Origin of the sequence: Cyanobacterium aponinum PCC 10605, from assembly GCF_000317675.1 — a bacterium.
Lineage (GTDB): Bacteria > Cyanobacteriota > Cyanobacteriia > Cyanobacteriales > Cyanobacteriaceae > PCC-10605.
Window position 1 is genome coordinate 2,332,108 of record NC_019776.1, and the last position, 17,563, is coordinate 2,349,670.

17 protein-coding genes are annotated in these 17,563 nt (G+C 34.6%); 8 read left to right on the plus strand and 9 right to left on the minus strand.

Annotated elements, in window-relative coordinates; all coding sequences use genetic code 11:
* Nucleotides 1-43 precede the first annotated feature (43 nt).
* From CYAN10605_RS09700 to CYAN10605_RS09715, 4 genes are all read left to right on the plus strand, one after another.
* Nucleotides 44-475 (plus strand): tetratricopeptide repeat protein, encoded by a 432-nt coding sequence (locus tag CYAN10605_RS09700; protein WP_015219762.1) that lies wholly within the window; start codon nt 44-46, stop codon nt 473-475.
* A 65-nt stretch (nt 476-540) separates the two neighbouring features.
* Nucleotides 541-1,695: a DegT/DnrJ/EryC1/StrS family aminotransferase gene (locus CYAN10605_RS09705; protein WP_015219763.1), complete on the plus strand. Its 1,155-nt coding sequence runs from the start codon at nt 541-543 to the stop codon at nt 1,693-1,695.
* A gap of 231 nt (nt 1,696-1,926) precedes the next feature.
* Nucleotides 1,927-2,826, plus strand: a complete 900-nt coding sequence (locus CYAN10605_RS09710; RefSeq protein ID WP_015219764.1) for a tRNA (5-methylaminomethyl-2-thiouridine)(34)-methyltransferase MnmD — start codon at nt 1,927-1,929, stop codon at nt 2,824-2,826.
* A gap of 192 nt (nt 2,827-3,018) precedes the next feature.
* Nucleotides 3,019-4,053, plus strand: a complete 1,035-nt coding sequence (locus CYAN10605_RS09715) for an HD-GYP domain-containing protein (protein WP_015219765.1) — start codon at nt 3,019-3,021, stop codon at nt 4,051-4,053.
* A gap of 190 nt (nt 4,054-4,243) precedes the next feature.
* Here CYAN10605_RS09715 and fmt read toward each other — a convergent pair whose 3' ends face one another.
* The 6 genes from fmt to CYAN10605_RS09745 all read right to left on the minus strand — a co-directional run bounded on the left by fmt (nt 4,244) and on the right by CYAN10605_RS09745 (nt 9,310).
* Nucleotides 4,244-5,251, minus strand: a complete 1,008-nt coding sequence (gene fmt, locus CYAN10605_RS09720) for a methionyl-tRNA formyltransferase (protein WP_015219766.1) — start codon at nt 5,249-5,251, stop codon at nt 4,244-4,246.
* A 24-nt stretch (nt 5,252-5,275) separates the two neighbouring features.
* Nucleotides 5,276-5,647 carry a phosphomannose isomerase type II C-terminal cupin domain gene (locus CYAN10605_RS09725; protein WP_015219767.1) on the minus strand — a complete coding sequence of 124 codons (372 nt, stop codon included), beginning with the start codon at nt 5,645-5,647 and terminating at the stop codon, nt 5,276-5,278.
* 332 nt (nt 5,648-5,979) lie between these two features.
* Nucleotides 5,980-6,183, minus strand: coding sequence for a phycobilisome linker polypeptide (locus CYAN10605_RS09730; RefSeq protein ID WP_015219768.1), 204 nt, complete (start codon nt 6,181-6,183; stop codon nt 5,980-5,982).
* A gap of 266 nt (nt 6,184-6,449) precedes the next feature.
* On the minus strand, nt 6,450-6,935 hold the full coding sequence (gene apcB, locus CYAN10605_RS09735) for an allophycocyanin subunit beta (RefSeq protein WP_015219769.1): 486 nt from the start codon (nt 6,933-6,935) through the stop codon (nt 6,450-6,452).
* 96 nt (nt 6,936-7,031) lie between these two features.
* Nucleotides 7,032-7,517: an allophycocyanin subunit alpha gene (gene apcA, locus CYAN10605_RS09740; RefSeq protein ID WP_015219770.1), complete on the minus strand. Its 486-nt coding sequence runs from the start codon at nt 7,515-7,517 to the stop codon at nt 7,032-7,034.
* Between the two features lie 569 nt (nt 7,518-8,086).
* Nucleotides 8,087-9,310 carry a DUF790 family protein gene (locus CYAN10605_RS09745; protein WP_015219771.1) on the minus strand — a complete coding sequence of 408 codons (1,224 nt, stop codon included), beginning with the start codon at nt 9,308-9,310 and terminating at the stop codon, nt 8,087-8,089.
* 171 nt (nt 9,311-9,481) lie between these two features.
* On the opposite strand from CYAN10605_RS09745, the gene CYAN10605_RS09750 reads away from it, so the two are divergent.
* The 3 genes from CYAN10605_RS09750 (at nt 9,482) to deoC (ending at nt 11,239) form a co-directional block, all read left to right on the plus strand.
* Nucleotides 9,482-9,805, plus strand: a complete 324-nt coding sequence (locus CYAN10605_RS09750) for a DUF2605 domain-containing protein (protein WP_015219772.1) — start codon at nt 9,482-9,484, stop codon at nt 9,803-9,805.
* 82 nt (nt 9,806-9,887) lie between these two features.
* On the plus strand, nt 9,888-10,202 hold the full coding sequence (locus tag CYAN10605_RS09755; protein WP_015219773.1) for a DUF2973 domain-containing protein: 315 nt from the start codon (nt 9,888-9,890) through the stop codon (nt 10,200-10,202).
* Nucleotides 10,203-10,555: 353 nt separating this feature from the next.
* A complete protein-coding gene (deoC, locus tag CYAN10605_RS09760) occupies nt 10,556-11,239 on the plus strand; it encodes a deoxyribose-phosphate aldolase (RefSeq protein WP_015219774.1) in 684 nt (227 codons plus the stop codon).
* A 9-nt stretch (nt 11,240-11,248) separates the two neighbouring features.
* Here deoC and CYAN10605_RS09765 read toward each other — a convergent pair whose 3' ends face one another.
* The 3 genes from CYAN10605_RS09765 to CYAN10605_RS09775 all read right to left on the minus strand — a co-directional run bounded on the left by CYAN10605_RS09765 (nt 11,249) and on the right by CYAN10605_RS09775 (nt 15,921).
* Nucleotides 11,249-13,387 carry a caspase family protein gene (locus tag CYAN10605_RS09765; protein ID WP_015219775.1) on the minus strand — a complete coding sequence of 713 codons (2,139 nt, stop codon included), beginning with the start codon at nt 13,385-13,387 and terminating at the stop codon, nt 11,249-11,251.
* Between the two features lie 215 nt (nt 13,388-13,602).
* Nucleotides 13,603-14,421 carry a prepilin peptidase gene (locus CYAN10605_RS09770; protein ID WP_041922476.1) on the minus strand — a complete coding sequence of 273 codons (819 nt, stop codon included), beginning with the start codon at nt 14,419-14,421 and terminating at the stop codon, nt 13,603-13,605.
* 261 nt (nt 14,422-14,682) lie between these two features.
* On the minus strand, nt 14,683-15,921 hold the full coding sequence (locus CYAN10605_RS09775; protein ID WP_015219777.1) for a DUF445 domain-containing protein: 1,239 nt from the start codon (nt 15,919-15,921) through the stop codon (nt 14,683-14,685).
* Between the two features lie 499 nt (nt 15,922-16,420).
* Between CYAN10605_RS09775 and prfB the strand changes: the two genes are divergently transcribed.
* Nucleotides 16,421-17,528, plus strand: a protein-coding gene (gene prfB / locus CYAN10605_RS09780; protein ID WP_015219778.1) for a peptide chain release factor 2 whose coding sequence is annotated in 2 segments (ribosomal slippage) — nt 16,421-16,492 and nt 16,494-17,528 — 1,107 coding nt in all. Because the reading frame shifts where the segments join, the coding sequence is not laid out codon by codon here.
* The last annotated feature ends 35 nt before the right edge of the window (nt 17,529-17,563 follow it).

Genomic DNA, 17,563 nt, shown 5'->3' on the forward strand with positions numbered 1-17,563 from the left:
GTAAAATAGTTAATGATACTTGCTTAAAATATTTCTATAACTAATGGTTAACACAAATAAAAAAACCACTCCTAAACAAATTTTTCGTAGGGTTTTAGTAATTTTATCTGGGCTTTCTTTTTTCTCTTTTTCAATTTTTGGCGTTGTAAAAATGTTGAAAAGTCCTAGTAATGCCAATCAACCTCAACAACAAGAAACTGATTCGGCTCAAGCAATTTTAGAAAAAGAGGCTCAGGGTTATAAATTGGTTTTGCAAAGAGAACCTGATAACATTTTTGCCTTAGAAAAGCTAGTTCAAATTTATCTATCTGGTGGAGATTTAGCTTCTGCCCTACCCCTAATGGAAAAATTAGTAAGTCTTCAACCAGAAAATCAAAGTTATCAAGAAGCCCTAAGTTTTATTAAACAAGGTTTAGCACAGCAAAATAATCCATCTACAAACACCCCAAATCCTCCTTCTCAATCTCCTGAATGATGATGTTTTTTCCGATGAAAAAATAGTGTAAACTCTTAGATTAATCATCCTCTTAGTAGTCATTCATGAAAATTCCCATTCTTGATTTAAAGCCTCAATACCAATCCTTAAAGGGGGAAATCGATAGTGCGATCGCCTCTGTATTAGAATCAACTCAATTTGTTCTAGGTTCAGAAGTAACAGCCCTAGAAACAGAAATAGCCGATTATTTAGGTGTGAAACACGCTATTGGGGTAAATTCTGGAACAGATGCCTTAGTTATTGCCTTGAGAGCTTTAAATATAGGAGCGGGAGACGAAGTTATTACCACTTCATTTTCTTTTTATGCTACGGCTGAATCTATCAGTATTGTCGGGGCGACACCCATTTTTGCTGATATTTCTACCACCACTTTCAACATCGATGCCAGCTCAATTTTAGAAAAAATTACCCCAAAAACCAAAGCAATTATACCTGTACACCTTTATGGACAACCTGCCGCTATGGGGAAAATTCAGGAAATCGCCAAACAACATAACTTAAAGGTTATCGAAGATTGTGCTCAAGCATTTGGTGCAATATACTATGGTGATTGTCCAGATTGTCAGGAAAACTGTCAAAAACCCTTAAGAGATTCCTTAGTTGGTAAATACGTGGGTAATTTAGGGGATTTCGGTGCTTATTCTTTCTATCCCACCAAAAACCTAGGGGCATACGGAGACGCAGGAATGATTGTCACGAATGATGATGAACTTGCTGAGTTAGCGAAAATGTTGCGAGTTCACGGCTCAAAAAAGAATTATCACAATGAATTGTTAGGTTATAATTCACGCCTTGATAGTTTACAAGCCTGTATTTTAAGAGTAAAATTAAAGTATATAAATCAGTGGAATCAAACAAGACAAAAAGTTGCAGAAATTTATAATCACCTATTAGCAAATAACGAAAATATCATTACTCCTAATATTAGTAAAGGTCATGTTTTTCATCAATATACCATCAGAGTAATAAATGGAAAAAGAGATCAACTGAAAGAATATTTAGCTCAACAAGGCATAGGCTCAATGATTTACTATCCCATTCCTCAAGATCAATTACCTGTTTATAAAGATAAATACTACCCAAATCCTATTTCAATGAAGTTAGCGCAAGAAGTTTTAAGTTTACCAATTTACCCAGAATTGACTCAGGAAAATATAGAATTTGTTGCTCAAACTATTAATGATTTTTTCTATAATTAATTCCTTAATTTTAAAAAACTTAAAGCTCTTCAGAGTGTGGTTATAATAAATTAAGAGAAACAGGACTTCCATAACCTTTATTGAATAGTGTTTATAGCAAAATAAAAACTAAAAGTTTATAGGTTATTATTTAATAATCTCCTATTGCCTACCCTAACTAATAATTTACATACTCAAACTGATAGAGCCAAACTTAAATCCTAATTCTTAACTTTTTTTCTTTATGACATCATGACATCTTTTGAAACAAGAATCACGGAAGATGGTTCAAAAACTTTTTACTCGTCAGAGTTTGGAGAAACATTCCATACTAAATATGGAGCAAAAACAGAAGCAGAAATAACTTATATAAAAGGTTGTCAGATACCAGAAAAAATTAAGTATCAAAATCATTTACGCATTCTCGATATTTGTTTTGGTTTAGGTTATAATACGGCGGCGGCTATAGACTATATTCTGAAAGAGAATCCTCAGTGCTTTATAGAAATCATTGGTTTAGAATTAGATGAAAATGTTCCCATTCAAGCCTTAAATAATAATCTGCTAAATGATTGGCAACCAACAATTGTCGATATTTTACAAGAATTAATTATTAACAAACAAGTAATTTCACCTAACTTTAAATTAAGTTTATTAATTGGAGATGCAAGAGATGCGATCGCATCTTTAGTAGAACAAAATTGGCAGGGAGATGCTATTTTTCTTGACCCCTTTTCCCCCCCTAAATGCCCTCAATTATGGACTGTAGAATTTTTATCTTTAGTGGCAAAATGTCTTAATCAAGAAGGTATTTTAGCGACTTATTCTTGCTCTGCCGCAGTACGCACAGCCTTACAATTAGCAGGATTAAAATTAGGTGCAAACTTTTGTATCGGGAGGCGATCGCCCGGAACTTTAGCTAGTTACAATGAAAGAATACTGCCCCCTCTATCATTAATGGAATTAGAACATTTACAAACGAGAGCATCAATTCCCTTCCGAGATTTATCCTTAAGGGATACAGCAGAAATTATCAAAAAAAGAAGAGAAAAAGAGCAACTATTAAGTAATTTAGAATCAACAAGTAAGTGGAAAAAAAGATGGTTTAATCCGAAAAAATTGCGTAAATTAACTGATGACAATCCATCATAAATATCTAACAATAGAAGTATCAATAAAATAGAAAAAATAAAATTTAATATTTCTTCGATTTTTGTGTAGCATTCCGAAATCATTTGTAAATAAAATTCCTTTCATTGCTCTTTGTGAAAAGGAGTAAATGCAGTGATTCAAATAGGATTGCTATATAAATTAAATAAAAAATATAGAGGGTTGTGATTAATTATGATTAAATGTAAACAAGTGCAAGAACTCAGCACACAGGAAATAACCCTTCCCACAGTTTCTACACCGAGTAAGGTTATGGTAGTAGATGATCAACCTTTGAGTTTACTTCACGCCGTTGATTTAGTGCAATATCAAGGTTATAGAGTGGTAGAAGTTAATGATAGTCGTCAAGCATTAAAAATTGCTTTTGAAGAACAACCCGACGTTATTCTTGCCGATGTAGTAATGCCAGAAATTAACGGTGTGGAATTGACTAAGCATCTAAAACTCGAACCTCATACTCAATCAATCCCCGTTTTATTGATGTCTGTTACAGAAGAATCCCAACTGCGTCATCAAGCTTTGAAAGCAGGAGCAGAAGATGTAGTATTAAAACCACTCGATCATACTGTTTTGTACCCAAAACTCAAAAATCTCGCTCAACAAAAACGCCTCAATGAAGTTCTAAATCAAACTCAAAAAGTTTTGCTCAATCTCGCCACTTTAATAAAAGCAAAATCTGGTTATGACTATCAATCATCATTTCAGTTAGCAAATTTAGTTAGAGGTTTTGCTGAGTATTTAGAATTACCTCATAGCGATATAGAAGATTTAGTATTCGCCGCTTATATTCATGATATAGGAACAGTGAGTATTCCCGATTATATTTTCCACAAACATGGAGCATTAACATCAGAAGAAAAAGAAATAATTCATCAACACTGTGTTATCGGAGAACAAATTTGCCAACCTTTACACAATCGTCCTAATTTGTTAAAAATAATTCGTCATCATCACGAAAAATATGATGGTAGTGGTTATCCAGATGGTTTAACTATGGAACAAATTCCTTATCTTGCACAAATTTTTCAATTAGTTGATATATACTATGCTCTAACCAAAAATCGTCAATCCAAAACCACTTACACTCCTTCATCTGCCCTAGACATTCTTGAAGAAGAAGTGATCAAAGGGTGGCGTAATCCTAAATTATGGGAACAATTTCAGCAATTTATTTTTCTTCAGCTATCCTCTTTTTGCTTATCAGTTTAGAGAAATAATAAGTAACCTGAATTTTGGACAAGCTGAAAGCACTATTTTTTCGTAGTCGGAAAACCTTATAGCTTCTTAGAAATAACAATAAAATTGCCTTAACCCGAACTGACGTTAACTAACTTCAGATCGGCTGATGGGCAAAAGTGCTTCGAGAAATAACCTTTACACTGTTGAAAATGTCATATCTTTAACTAACTTCAGAAATTAAACTCTCTCCAACCTCTAACCTTGTCCCATTAATAAAACTCCATGCTGACTGTAACTTTTTCCCCGCTAACTGTACTTCTAAAATCAGTAATAAACCGTTTCCCGTTTGCACCACAAAACCAAAATTTTTAATAGTTTTTACGATCTCCCCAACATTGCCTGAAATTTCATTGATGCCTTGTAGATAATTAGGGAGTTTTTGAAATTGAGGGGGTAATTCTAAGTTTTCAATTTCTCCCAAAGGCAAACTTTGAGTTATCTTCAGATTTTGTCCCCGAAATATTGTTACGCAATTAGGATAAAATCCACGAATTTGATTATGAATTTCTAAGGCAGATTTAGACCAGTCAATGGTATAGTCTTCTTTACTTATTAATCTAGCATAGGTTGCTTTTGTATCATTTTGAGGAATAGGGGTAAGTTGTCCTAAACTAATTTTCTCCAAAGTTTCTAACAATAAATCAGCACCTTGATTTGCTAGTTGAACAGATAGATCATTAAAATTGGTAAATAAATTAATGGGAGTATAAGATTTTAGTAGCATATCTCCTGTGTCCATACCCTCATTCATTAACATAGTGGTAATACCAGTTTCCTTCTTCCCATCAAAGAGACTCCATTGAATAGGGGCGGCTCCTCTATATTCAGGCAAAATAGAACCATGAACATTGACACAACCAAATTTTGGTATTGCTAATATTTCCGAGGAAAGAATTTGTCCATAAGCGACAACTACAAAAACATCTGCTTGGCTATCTTTGAGTCGCTGTAAAGTTTCTTGATCTTTTTTTATTCTTGACGGTTGCCATATTGGTAAACCATTTTTTAACGCTACCTGTTTCACTGGGGAAGGAATCATTTGACTTCCTCTACCTCTTTTTTTATCTGGTTGGGTTACAACGGCGATTATTTCGTGATTGTCTGTAATAATTAATTTTTCTAAAGTAGTAACTGCAAATTCAGGTGTCCCAAAAAAAACAATACGCATTCTTTCTTATATATAAATATTTGATCATTCTTCGTCAGGAAAACGAATTATATCATCATCCCCTAAATATTCCCCATTTTGAATTTCAATCATTACCAGAGGCACAACCCCCGGATTTTCTACTCTATGACGAGTATTCATAGGAACATAAGTTGACTGTTTAGGCAATAAAAGTTGCTCTTTTCCATTAAAGGTTACTTTTGCTGTTCCCGCAACTACGACCCAATGTTCGCTACGATGATAGTGAAGTTGAGTACTGATATGATGTCCCGGCTTAACGGTAATCTTGTTAATACGGTAATTTTTACCTTGTTCTAAAACGGCAACCATACCCCAAGGGGGAGTTCTAATATTTGCTGATGATGCAGATTCGGGAAAATTAGAATTAATACTCATGATTCATCTAACTTGATTGAATGTGATTTGTCTTCAAATCAAAAAGAAAAAGCCCCCGAGAGTCTTGCCATGTTTCGACCTCAAGGACTTTTACTTATTTCACTCCTCACCTAAATCTAATTATATACCAACTATTAGTTAGTTGTGTAAAAAAAATAACATTTGGGTACTTTATTTTAGAAATTTAACAATATTTTAATTATTTCGTATTCGTTGCAATAAGTTTTTAGAAGATGAAGATAAAGAGGTAAACAAAAAAATAAGAGCAGAATAATAACTTTCCACCCTCATTATTAATTTAGGTTATAATCAAATCTACCTATGGTATAAATCTATTTTAAGCCAGTATTAGTACCGGGGCGACCAGTTGCTAACTCAACTTTAACAATAGAACCACCCATTTTTTGGATTCTTTGTTGCTCTTTGAACCAATTTTCGTAGGGAACTAATTTGGTAAAGTAAGTATTTTGTAATTCTCTTTGAGTTCTAATTCTGGTTTGACTTGGGACACAAGCCGTTACTTTAAACATTCTCATGGGGCAAAGCTCCTTAAATAGTTATTAAAAACCCGAAACTATAATCTTAAAAAAAATTTGATTCCAGCCTTATTTCTGGATTAGTAATTTTAAAACTAAAATCTTATTTATATCATTTGATGGTCAGGAGTCAAGAGTCAATGCTAAATCAACTAAGCCAAAATTATCAAAATTAGGTTTCAATTAAACTAGCACTCACTCTGGACATTCCTAACCTCAATAGTTAAGCCTTAAGCAGTTAATGGTGACTGAAGTTTCTAGTCAAATTAGCTTAAGCCAGAGCAGATGTAGTCGAAGTAAACACCCATTTCTTTGCCAGCGTCAGCACCGACTAAACTAGCGGTAACTTCTTTCATTGCTTGGATAGCTTGAATGGTGGAGCTAATGGGTACACCTAAAGAGTTGTAGGTTTCTTTTAAACCATTTAATACACGCTCATCGAGAATAGAAGCATCACCAGCTAACATTGCATAGGTAGCATAACGGAGATAGTAGTCTAAGTCACGAATACAAGCGGCGTAACGACGGGTGGTGTACATATTTCCACCGGGGCGAGTTACATCGGAGTATAATAAAGATTTAGCTACAGCTTCTTTAACGATGGTAGCAGCGTTAGCACTAATTACACTAGCTGCACGAACACGGAGTTGTCCCGTTTGGAAGTAGGTTTTGAGTTTGCCTAAAGAACCAGCGTCGAGGTATTTACCTTGTACGTCAGAAGAGTTGATTACGGCAGTAATTGCGTCTTGCATTGTTATTTCCTTTTTTACTTAAATGAACTTTTGCTTACTGTTTTAGCAGAGTAATATTATTGGTTAAATAGGAGAGAACGAAATAAAATCTCAATCCTATTGCATAGCACCGATAACGTAGTCGAAGTAAGTACCAGCTTCTGCTGCGTCTTCTGCGGACATTAAAGCGGTGGCTACTTCTTTCATTTCACGTACACTTTGAGCTACTGCACCAACGTCAGTACCTAAAGATTTGTACATTTCTTTTACACCAACTAAACCGATTTCTTCAATGGGGGTAACATCACCAGCTACTACACCATAGGAGATTAAACGTAAGTAGTAGTCCATATCACGTAAACAGGTAGCAGTCATTTCTTCACCGTAAGCGTTTCCGCCGGGAGAAACAACATCAGGACGTTTTTGGAAGAGGCGATCGCCAGCTTCTTTAACGATACGTTCACGAGCACCAGTTAAGGTTTCAGCGATGCGTAAACGAGCTTCACCGGAGGTAACGAATGCTTTGATTCTGTCTAATTCACCGGGGCTTAAGTAACGTGCTTCTGCGTCAGCATTCACGATGGATTTCGTGACAATACTCATTTATGGATTCCTCCAAATAATTTGTTAAATACTATTTATTAATTAAACCAGAAATTCCGTTAAGCTGGTCTGGAGATTTGAAAAACCCTATTCAATTTCTTGCTGAGTTTTTTCTTTTAATCAGTATAACCTTTTGAGGTTACTTTTACTGATTATTTTTTGTCAGAGGCTTAACATCTCTTCGGTGATTATTTTGCGATATGATGCTACCTTTCGCCTCATTTTCTTAATACTTTTTAACAATTTTCCTTTAATATATTTTGGTGAAGATAGGAAAAATAGCGAAAGAGATTAGGACAAAGGACAAAGGGCAAGGTCAAAGGAAATATATTTTAATGGGGAAACACAAGGAGTAAGGGTTAATATTTTTATTTAACCTCAGTTCGGTTTTAGAATATCGGATAAGATTAGGTTTCAGGTGTCAGGTTTCAGGTTGCAGGTGTTAGGGAGAAGTTTATTTTTATTGAACACTTTTGCCTCTTGCCCTCTTCATCATCACTCATAGATGAAAATTTAGCCTGAACTTAGGTTATATTGGACTCAGGAGACTTTGGCTATTTTGCAATGAATTACACTTCATCTGGCAATATGTTTAGGACTTCTTTAGGAGACAATTTATTTTTAAACCAAATAAGTTTATGGGGTAAATCTTTAAAATTGACTCCTGCTTTAGCTAGGTTTAAACGCTCGGATACTGCGAGGATTAAGTTGTTAGTTTCTGCTCGACGTACTTGATAAAACTTTTTTTGTAGATATTCAGGGCGCCAATAACCCACTATTTCTAGTAAGAAATCTCTCCCATCAGGATGCACAAGACGAAAATCAGGAATCATGACACTACCGGGCAGGGGAATTAAATCGACTTCTCTTTCCAAACGCCATGGGGTTTTTAGTTTTTCCCATCCTTTAGCAAAGGATTCTTCTAATAGACTGTCATAGGTTTTGTTGTTGGCATAGTGAGTTACTAAACCGCAGTTATCGTCTAAATAAAAATGACCTATTTTTTCTCGTTTACTGTAAAAGTCTTTTATTTTCAATTTGGCTTCTAGTTTCCATTTGCTTACATGGAGTAAGGCTGGTATCATTTTTGCTAGGGCTAAACCGTAACGATTACTGACTTTAAATAAGCTGGTAGGCCCATCAATAGTAATGGTAAATCCTGTGTCTGCATCTCCTTCGATATATGCCATTAATTGAAATAATTTTAGATAACGAAACAAAAGTTTATATTCTCCGGGGTCATTACGGTGGGCATGAATGAGAATATGACTAGCACGGTAAAAAATTCCTTGTACTTGGGAGAGGTTATAGCGATGTATTAAAGTTTCTGGGGAGGGAGCATCAAATTCAGTTAAAATTCTGTTTTCTAGTAAGTCAGCATAAAGTCCTTTTTCTATCTCTTGGGGTAAAACTTCTCTATGTAGTTCTGCGGTTAAAGAAGATGCGATCGCATCTAGGGTTTTACTGCGATTTTGCGGAATAGATGGTAATTTTGCCGCCGCTTCAAATACTTTTTTTCGTAATATCTGAGGTTCAAGGGGACTGACTATGTTAAATTGAGAAAAATTACTTTTGAGTAAATGAGCTAACCCTCTCTTCACTCGATAGTCTGGGCTATCCCCCTCTAATTCTTGGAGTTTTGCGTCTAATTCCCCCTGAGTTTTGCCAAGATAGCTTTCAAAACAATCTATTTGTTCCCACGCTAAATCAATAAAACGAGGCTGTAAAGGTAATTTTTTAGGAACAATAGTTTCTCCGCTATAACGGTAAATTAATAAATCACTTTTTAACATTATCTCAGTTTATAGGGGTTTGAATTTGACGAGTATCTTTAGCTAACCAAAAAATAGAAAATTGGTTTACTAAATTTCGTTTTGACAGATAATGAGAAATCTGTAAAATTTTGTAAATTTAGTTAAGATAACAACTAGAATAGTAGAATAAGTATAAGAAAAAATACCACCATGCAACCATCTCAACCTACTGAAAAAGAACTACTCAGGAAAATCTTGTTACCTCTACTAGAGGATTTTAAATACTGGTTTTCTCGTTCTTCTTCCTTGTTGGAGTCGGAAAATATGCCTTTTCTTTCTCAAGAAGAACAAACGGGGCTATTAAACAGATTAAAACAAGCTCAAGGAGAGGTTGAAACGGCAAGGATGCTTTTTAATGTCACCGATGGACAAGCAGGAGTTGATACTAGAGTATTATTACCTTGGCATCAGTTAGTAGCTGAATGTTGGGATGTTGCTCGAAGGTGGCGAGAAGTAAAACAAAAAGGTGAATGATTGATTAAAAATCAGGTTGGTCTTTTTTTCTGAAATTTTCGATATATAAAAACTATATAGTAACTATTGATAAGAGGTTGAAATGTTACATCTTATTTATATTTTAGCTTTTACAGTCATTGCTTTTTTTGCTATTAGCAACTTGATTCGCAGTTTGATTACCATTAGTGCTGATACTCAAAGAGGTACTTGGACTGATACTCCTAGACCTAGTAAATCCCGCCAAAATTCTCCATATCAGGCTAGTCATCCTGAATTATATGATGAGCAAGGCAAACCGATTAATGAACCACTATTGGTAATTCGTTCTGTATCTGTAGAAGATGCAAGACAAAAATTAGATTCTCTTTATGAGTCATCTCCTAGTCAAACTCGCCCTACGGAAGATGAAAGTTAATTGAAAGCAAATTTAATTTTAATTGGGTCAGGTATAGAGTTTATCTAAATGCTAGGGTACATCATTTGTATTCGGAAATAGGTAATACTCGGATTTTGCTCCTAGCCAAAAATTGACGGGAGAAGTTAGGAAATAGGAAATAGAGAAGAGCAACAAGAATTGACACAAAAATTTGTTGAAATTGATTTTAAATACATTTTTTATCAATTTAATAATTGATTGTTTCCGGGGAAATTTCGTTGATTAATAGGCTTCAATTCCTTATTTTTCAATACTTTTTTCATCAAACTCAAGTTAAGAATCTAGCTTTGCTTGAAAATTACATATAAAGATTTAATTATTAAAAATTGATAATGAGAAGTAATTTTATTTCGGCTACAGATATTGATATTGCGGATTATATTGATTTTGCTCTTTTACAACCAACAGCGACGAGAAAAGACGTTGAAAATGCTTGTAAAGTGGCGATACAGTACAATTTTGCCTCCGTGTGCGTTTATCCTTCGGCAGTGAAAGTGGCGGCGGAGTTGCTTCATAATCAAAAATCAAAGGTTTGTACTGTTATCGGTTTTCCTTCCGGGGCTAGCACTACTAATTGTAAGGTTTTTGAAGCTCAAGAAGCGGTGGAAAATGGGGTGCAGGAGTTGGATGTTGTTATTAATCTTGGATGGTTAAGGGAGGGTAATTCCGAGTTAATTTATAAAGAGATGGCTTCCATTGTGGAAGAAACAGGACAAGTTATCAAGGCTATTTTAGAAACTTCTGTATTAACTCCAACGGAAAAGCGTTTAGCGGCTGAAATTTGTATGGATGCGGGGGTTTCTTTTCTCAAGACTAGCACGGGATGGTTTGGGGGTGCTACGGTGGAGGATGTTAAATTTCTCCAAGAAATTACAAAGGGCAGGATTGAAATAAAAGCCTCTGGAGGTATTAAAACCTTAGAAAATGCGATCGCACTTATTAATGCCGGAGCGACTCGTTTAGGCACTTCTAAGGGGGTTGAATTAGTTAGACAACAAAAAAACCAAGAAGGCTAATCTCTAGTTCTAATTAATTTCATATACATATCTAAAAGTTGCCCAGTTATTCATATTAAGAGCATAAATATCATTATAGTTATTAAATAATTGTGGATTAATATCACTATTTTGATGGATGTCCTGCAGTATAGATTTAGCAACTAATTCGGGATTTTCTAAAATTATTATTTGTTCCATATCTTTTTTCATTTCTATCATTTTGTCGATATTTTTTAGGGTATTTTCAAAAGAAAATTTACTAACAATAATGATTAATTCTCCTATGCCTTTACCTGCGTTAACAATCCATTTTAAAGGACTAGCATTTTCAGGTATAGAAATTTTGTCTTGGGGGGAGATTAAGGTAGAATGAGGAGAAAAATATGCGATCGCTTCTCTGGAAGAATTAATTCCTAAGAGTAAATAGTATAAATTTTTTTCAGTTTCATTATTAATGTTGATCGTAAATTGACTGCCTAAAGGAATATTAATTAATAAATTATCTGGGTGAACATTAGCTGATTCATGGGGTTTATTTAACTTACTATTAAAAGTATATTTTGAATGGGTTGAAGAAATGTTATCATGAGTAATTTCTAAGGCAATATTCACTGGTAAAGTAGAAGAATATTGATTATATGTAAGGTTAAATAATTTAGAAGCAAGAGTAGTTTTTAAAGGTTTAGTTAAGCGCTTAACCGCAGTAGAAACTGCTTCATGGGGAGATTGAGGCGTTGTATTGGGATATAAAACCCCTGTGGGAGAATATAAGCCATAGCCGTCAATATTACCATCTTCTGAGGTTAGTTTATCAAGGATACAATCAGCAAAAGTTTCACCAATATTACTAATAGAAACAACATTGTCAATTACACTTAAAGCACTTGTAGCATCAACTTTTTCAATTTTTTCGAGGGTATCATTTAAAGCAATATTTAGACCCGTATCCTGATTTATCACTCTAATATATTCCTGCAAAACAGTATTAATTTTAAGTAAATTTTTATCTCCTTGAATCACAATTCCTTTTGCCTTGTTTCCTTGTAAAGAATTAATTTGTACAACGACAAATTGCTCATCATTATCTACCCTAAAACAAGAATTTAAACAATAGTTAGATAATACTAATAAGGGAAGTCCTAGTAGTTCTAATTCTATGACATTTGATTCAATAATTTTAGTTACAATTGCTGAACCACGATTATTAACTTCAAGGGGTAAATGATAAGATAAAACGTCGCTTTTATTATCAGTAGTAAAATCTATCTTTTCTTTATTACCGTGATATAAAGCCATTTGAGATGCAATATTTTTCATTAGGGCTAAGTTAGCCGTGGAAGGAAATTCTTGCCAAAGAGATTGAGTTAGGTTGTATGTGAATAGCCCTGATTTAAAATTGAGACTATTTATTTCGACAGAAATACTATCTTGAGAAGGAGATAAAATTAGCCCTTGCAAAGATTTGTTTTGGTTGTTTTTAATAATTGAATTACTATTACTTTTGACCAATTTTTGATAAAAGTCTTGCTCCTTTTCACTAATAATTAAGTTAGGTTGAAAATCATAAGATCTCAAAGATAATTTATTCCTAATTGTCAGGGGAGAAGGAATAAAACTGGTATCTAAAACAAGGGTATATTTAGTTGTTTTTAATGACTCTGCTAATTTAACTAAAGTATCTAATAAAATATCATCGACAAATGGATGGGAAAACTCAGAATCGGAGCGTAAACTATCATAAACGACTAAACTATCGACTAAATTGCGATTATCATCACTGGAAAATAACTTAACTTGTCTGCCATAGCCACTAAAGTGGAAAACAACTACGTCATTAGCATTAGCTTGAAGGCAAAGATGTTCTTGAAAAGCTGTTAAAATATTTTCTCTAGTAGCTTGTTTATCGGTTAAAACAACAATATCTTCAGGAAAAAAGCCAAAACGATGAATTAGCAATTGTCTTTGTAACTCAACATCCGTGACGCAACCATGAAGACTATCCCCATGGGCATAGTGATTAATACCCACCAAAAAGGCTAATTTACGAGTATTAGATTCAGCTAAAGTTTTACCATAGGCTGTAGTTGCTTGATGATTCCACATATATAGAGAGGCGAGAGAGAATCCTACTCCTTGTAGAAAATTGCGTCTGGAAAAATTAATCATTGAGCTTTTTTGTGATTGGATTAGGGTGAGAAAATCTTATTAGAGAAATAAGTAAGTTATGGATAAATGAAAACTAATGGCAATATTTGTCGTCTAATTAGCTGAAATAATCCTAGCAAAATTAGAGATATTTTTCAGCTATGGCAATTTTGATTACAATTTCTTCCTCTCACTCATAATATTTCTCCCAACAGACAACTTCAGGGAGGGCAGTGTCAAAAACCGACTAATTCTAAGTAGCTAGATATTAGATAGTCTCCCCAAAACATCGTAATAATTGCACCTATTACTAGATAAGGCCCGAAAGGCATGGGTTGTCCTTTTTTCATCAACCGAAATGCGATCGCACCTATACCCACAATTGTACCTACAGCACAAGCCAAAAAACCAGTTATTAAAACTCCTTGCCATCCTAACCATACTCCTATCATACTGGCTAACTTGGGGTCGCCGCCTCCCATTGCCGCCTTACCAAACACGATACTACCAACAATTAAAATAGTATCAAATAACCAAATTCCCACTACACCGCCAACGATAGCAGAAAATAAAGATAAAACTAAACCTTTGACATTTCCATCACTGAGGTTAAAACCAAACCATCCTTGCCAAAATAAACCTAAAACCAATCCTGATTGAGTGAGAGAATTAGGTAGAGTCATGGTATCAAAATCGATTAACGCCAAAGCAATTAACCAACTAATAAAAGCCATGTAACCCAGAGTTAACCAAGAAAAACCAAAATGTTGAAAAATCAAAACAAAGAAAAAACCCGTCATTGCTTCAATCAAAGGATAACGAGGAGAAATAGGGGTATGACACCAACGACATTTACCCTTCAACCATAGCCAACCAACCACAGGAATATTCTCAGTTTTGCCTAGGGGATGTTTACATTTTGGGCATCGAGATGGAGGGTAAACAAGAGAAATCTTTTCTGGGATACGATAAATTACCACATTAAGAAAACTACCAATAGATGCACCAAAACTGAATATTATTAACAGAGTCAAAAAATTAGCCACGAATTCAATTAGTAATTAGAAGTTAAAGGGGCAAAGGGCAAAGGTGAATAGTGAATAGTGAATAGTGAATAGTGAATAGTGAATAGTGAATAGTGAATAGTGAATAGTGAATAGTGAATAGTTGATAATTAAAAACTCCCAACTCCTGTACGGGCGAATGGCCATTCGCCCCTAACTAACTCATTTCCCCCTCACCCCCTCCCCTCATCACCTTATCCTCTTTTCTTCCCAAAACTTACCTCAACTTAACATTGGAAATAAGTGAGTAACCTAATTACTAAACCATAATATCAAACTCTGCAATGCGCCGATAAAAACTCCTAAAACACCACCTAAATTAACAATGGCTTGTAACTCATTCTTAACTATACTTTGGGTTGCTACTTCTAATTGTTCAGGACTTGTAGCATTAACTCTATCAATGATAACCTGATCAATGGATAAAATCGGGATAGCTTCGGTGACAATTTTTTCTAAATCTTCTTCTAAATAACGCTCTAAAATTAAGGCTAGTTCTTCACTAATTACTTCTAATGAACTGTTAACCACACTAGAAGATTGTAAGCGATTAACGATTAATACTGAAATTTTATCCCAATCAATACTATAACTAAATTCATGAAGTAATTCTGCTCCTTTTTCCTGAAGATAATCCCTAACAGCATTATTAGTCGTTTCTCTTAATTGTTTGACGGTGGCTACGGGTAAATTTTGTAAAGATAAATCGAGGAAAAATTCTTTTAATCTTGTTCTAATTTCTAAGGATAATAGTAGTTCTTGAATTCTTGTATTAGCGGTTTCTTTATCATCTAAACAAAAACTTCTTAAACGACTTAGGGCATTTTTTACTCCGAATAAATTGGCTACTACCCAATAAGTGCCACTGGTTTTTTCTTTGAATCCTTCATCAATAACATTTATGTTTCTATCTGTCAAAAAATTAATCAATGCTTGTCTGATTAAGTCAGGGGAAAACACCACCTTTAAAAGCCAGTCTGATAGTTGTCTCGCTTGACTTTCATTCATTCTCAATTCTAATAAGATGCGATCGAATATTTGATTAATTTGAGTTTCTAAAAAATCCCCTCTTCTGGATAAAGTTTTTAGGAGTTTAGGGATTGAATCGCCAAATAAATCTCTTAAAATATCTGCTAAGATTTTAGCTGTTTTTTGTTGTTTATCCTCTTTGATTTGTTTTAATGCTAATTGCAATAACCATAAAATAGCGGATTTAACTCTATCAATTTGTAAAAGTCTTTTTGCTAGTTTTTGTAATTCTTCTGGGGTTAAAAGAGAATTCATAATTGTGTCGGAAACTCTTTTAGCTAACCTTTCTTGATTACGGGGAATTAATCCGGGAGTAAAAGGTAATCTTCTCCCCCATAAATGAATAGGTTTGTAAGGACGAAATAGCATTTTTATGGCTAAATCGTTAGTAAAATATCCAATTACTCCCCCAGCAACAGGAGGGAGAATAATACGCCACCAATAATCAAATTCTATGGGCATTCCCTATGTGAGTAATATGACAACAAATTTGCAGATAAACGGAAAACAGACCAATTTTTCATCAAAAATTTTTTAATCTTTGAATTTATTAATTACTAATGATTGGTCATAGAGTTAGTCTTTTCTCACAATTTTAACGCAAATTATAAAGATATTTCCCAATCGAAAAGTAACTTTACTTATAAGTTGAATAAATTTGATATTTTTGATTCTTGAAGTTTGTTGAGATGGCTCTTCAGAGTGTGGTTATGATAAATAAAAAGCAAGAGGCAAACCCCCCTTTATCCCTAGGGCTGTTTTATTTTCGAGAAAGAAAAAAGAGCGGGAGATAGGGGGAGGGCAATAGTGTTTAAATATTATTTAATGAGTGTGAGAGTGTCTCCCCTAACCAATAATTTACATGACGAGAAGCAATAGAGACGTTGAGATTCGACAATAGTCAGTTTTTTTGATAATATCTGGTGTTGTCGGTAATTTTTTTCACAATTATTCAATAGCAATGGAATTATCAGAACTAAAGAAAGATATAAGCATAATCTCTGAGCGCCTGGGTAAAACTCAGGACTATCTTTGACTTACCTAATCTCAACGCACAAATTAGGGATTTAGAACAAGTTGCCGCACAGCCAGAGTTTTGGGAAGCAGGGGAAAAGGCACAGGAAACTCTACAGCAATTAAATGATTTCAAGTCTTTATGGGATACATTTCATCAATGGCAGAGTAGTTTGGAAGACACAAAGGCGATTGTTGAGTTATTAGAGATGGAATTAGACTCAGAATTATTTAACGAGGCCCAATGTAATTTAAAATCTCTTGCCCAAGATTTAGACAAATGGGAATTACAGCAATTATTGAGTGGAACTTATGATCAAAAAGGTGCTATTTTAACGATTAATGCTGGTGCTGGTGGTACAGATGCTCAGGATTGGGCGCAAATGTTATTGAGAATGTACACTCGTTGGGCGGAAAATCAGAATTATCGAGTCACTTTGACGGAACTTTCCGAAGGGGATGAGGCGGGGATTAAATCGGCAACTTTAGAGATAGATGGGAAATATGCTTTTGGTTATCTTAAGGGAGAAAAAGGCACTCATCGTCTAGTCAGAATTTCTCCTTATAATGCGAATGGAAAGCGTCAAACCAGCTTTGCTGGGGTGGATGTGATGCCCAGTTTGGGAGAGGAAGCCATTAAGATTGATATTCCTGAAAAAGATTTAGAAGTTACTACCTCTAGGGCAGGAGGTAAAGGAGGACAAAATGTTAATAAGGTGGAAACGGCGGTGAGAATTGTTCATATTCCCACGGGTATAGCGGTCAGATGTACTCAGGAGCGATCGCAACTTCAAAATAAGGAAAAAGCCTTAGCTATTTTAAAGGGTAAACTCTTAGTTATTTTAGAGGAACAAAGGGCAAAAGCGATCGCAGATATTCGAGGGGATATAGTAGAAGCCGCTTGGGGTAATCAAATAAGAAATTATGTGTTTCATCCTTATCAATTAGTTAAAGATGTGCGTACCAATGTGGAAACAGCCGCCGTCGATGATGTTTTAGATGGTAATTTAGAGGCTTTTATTGAAGCATATTTAAGAGAAAGCACAAATAGTTAGGAGTTGAGCAGAAAGGGGGATGAGGTGATGGGGAG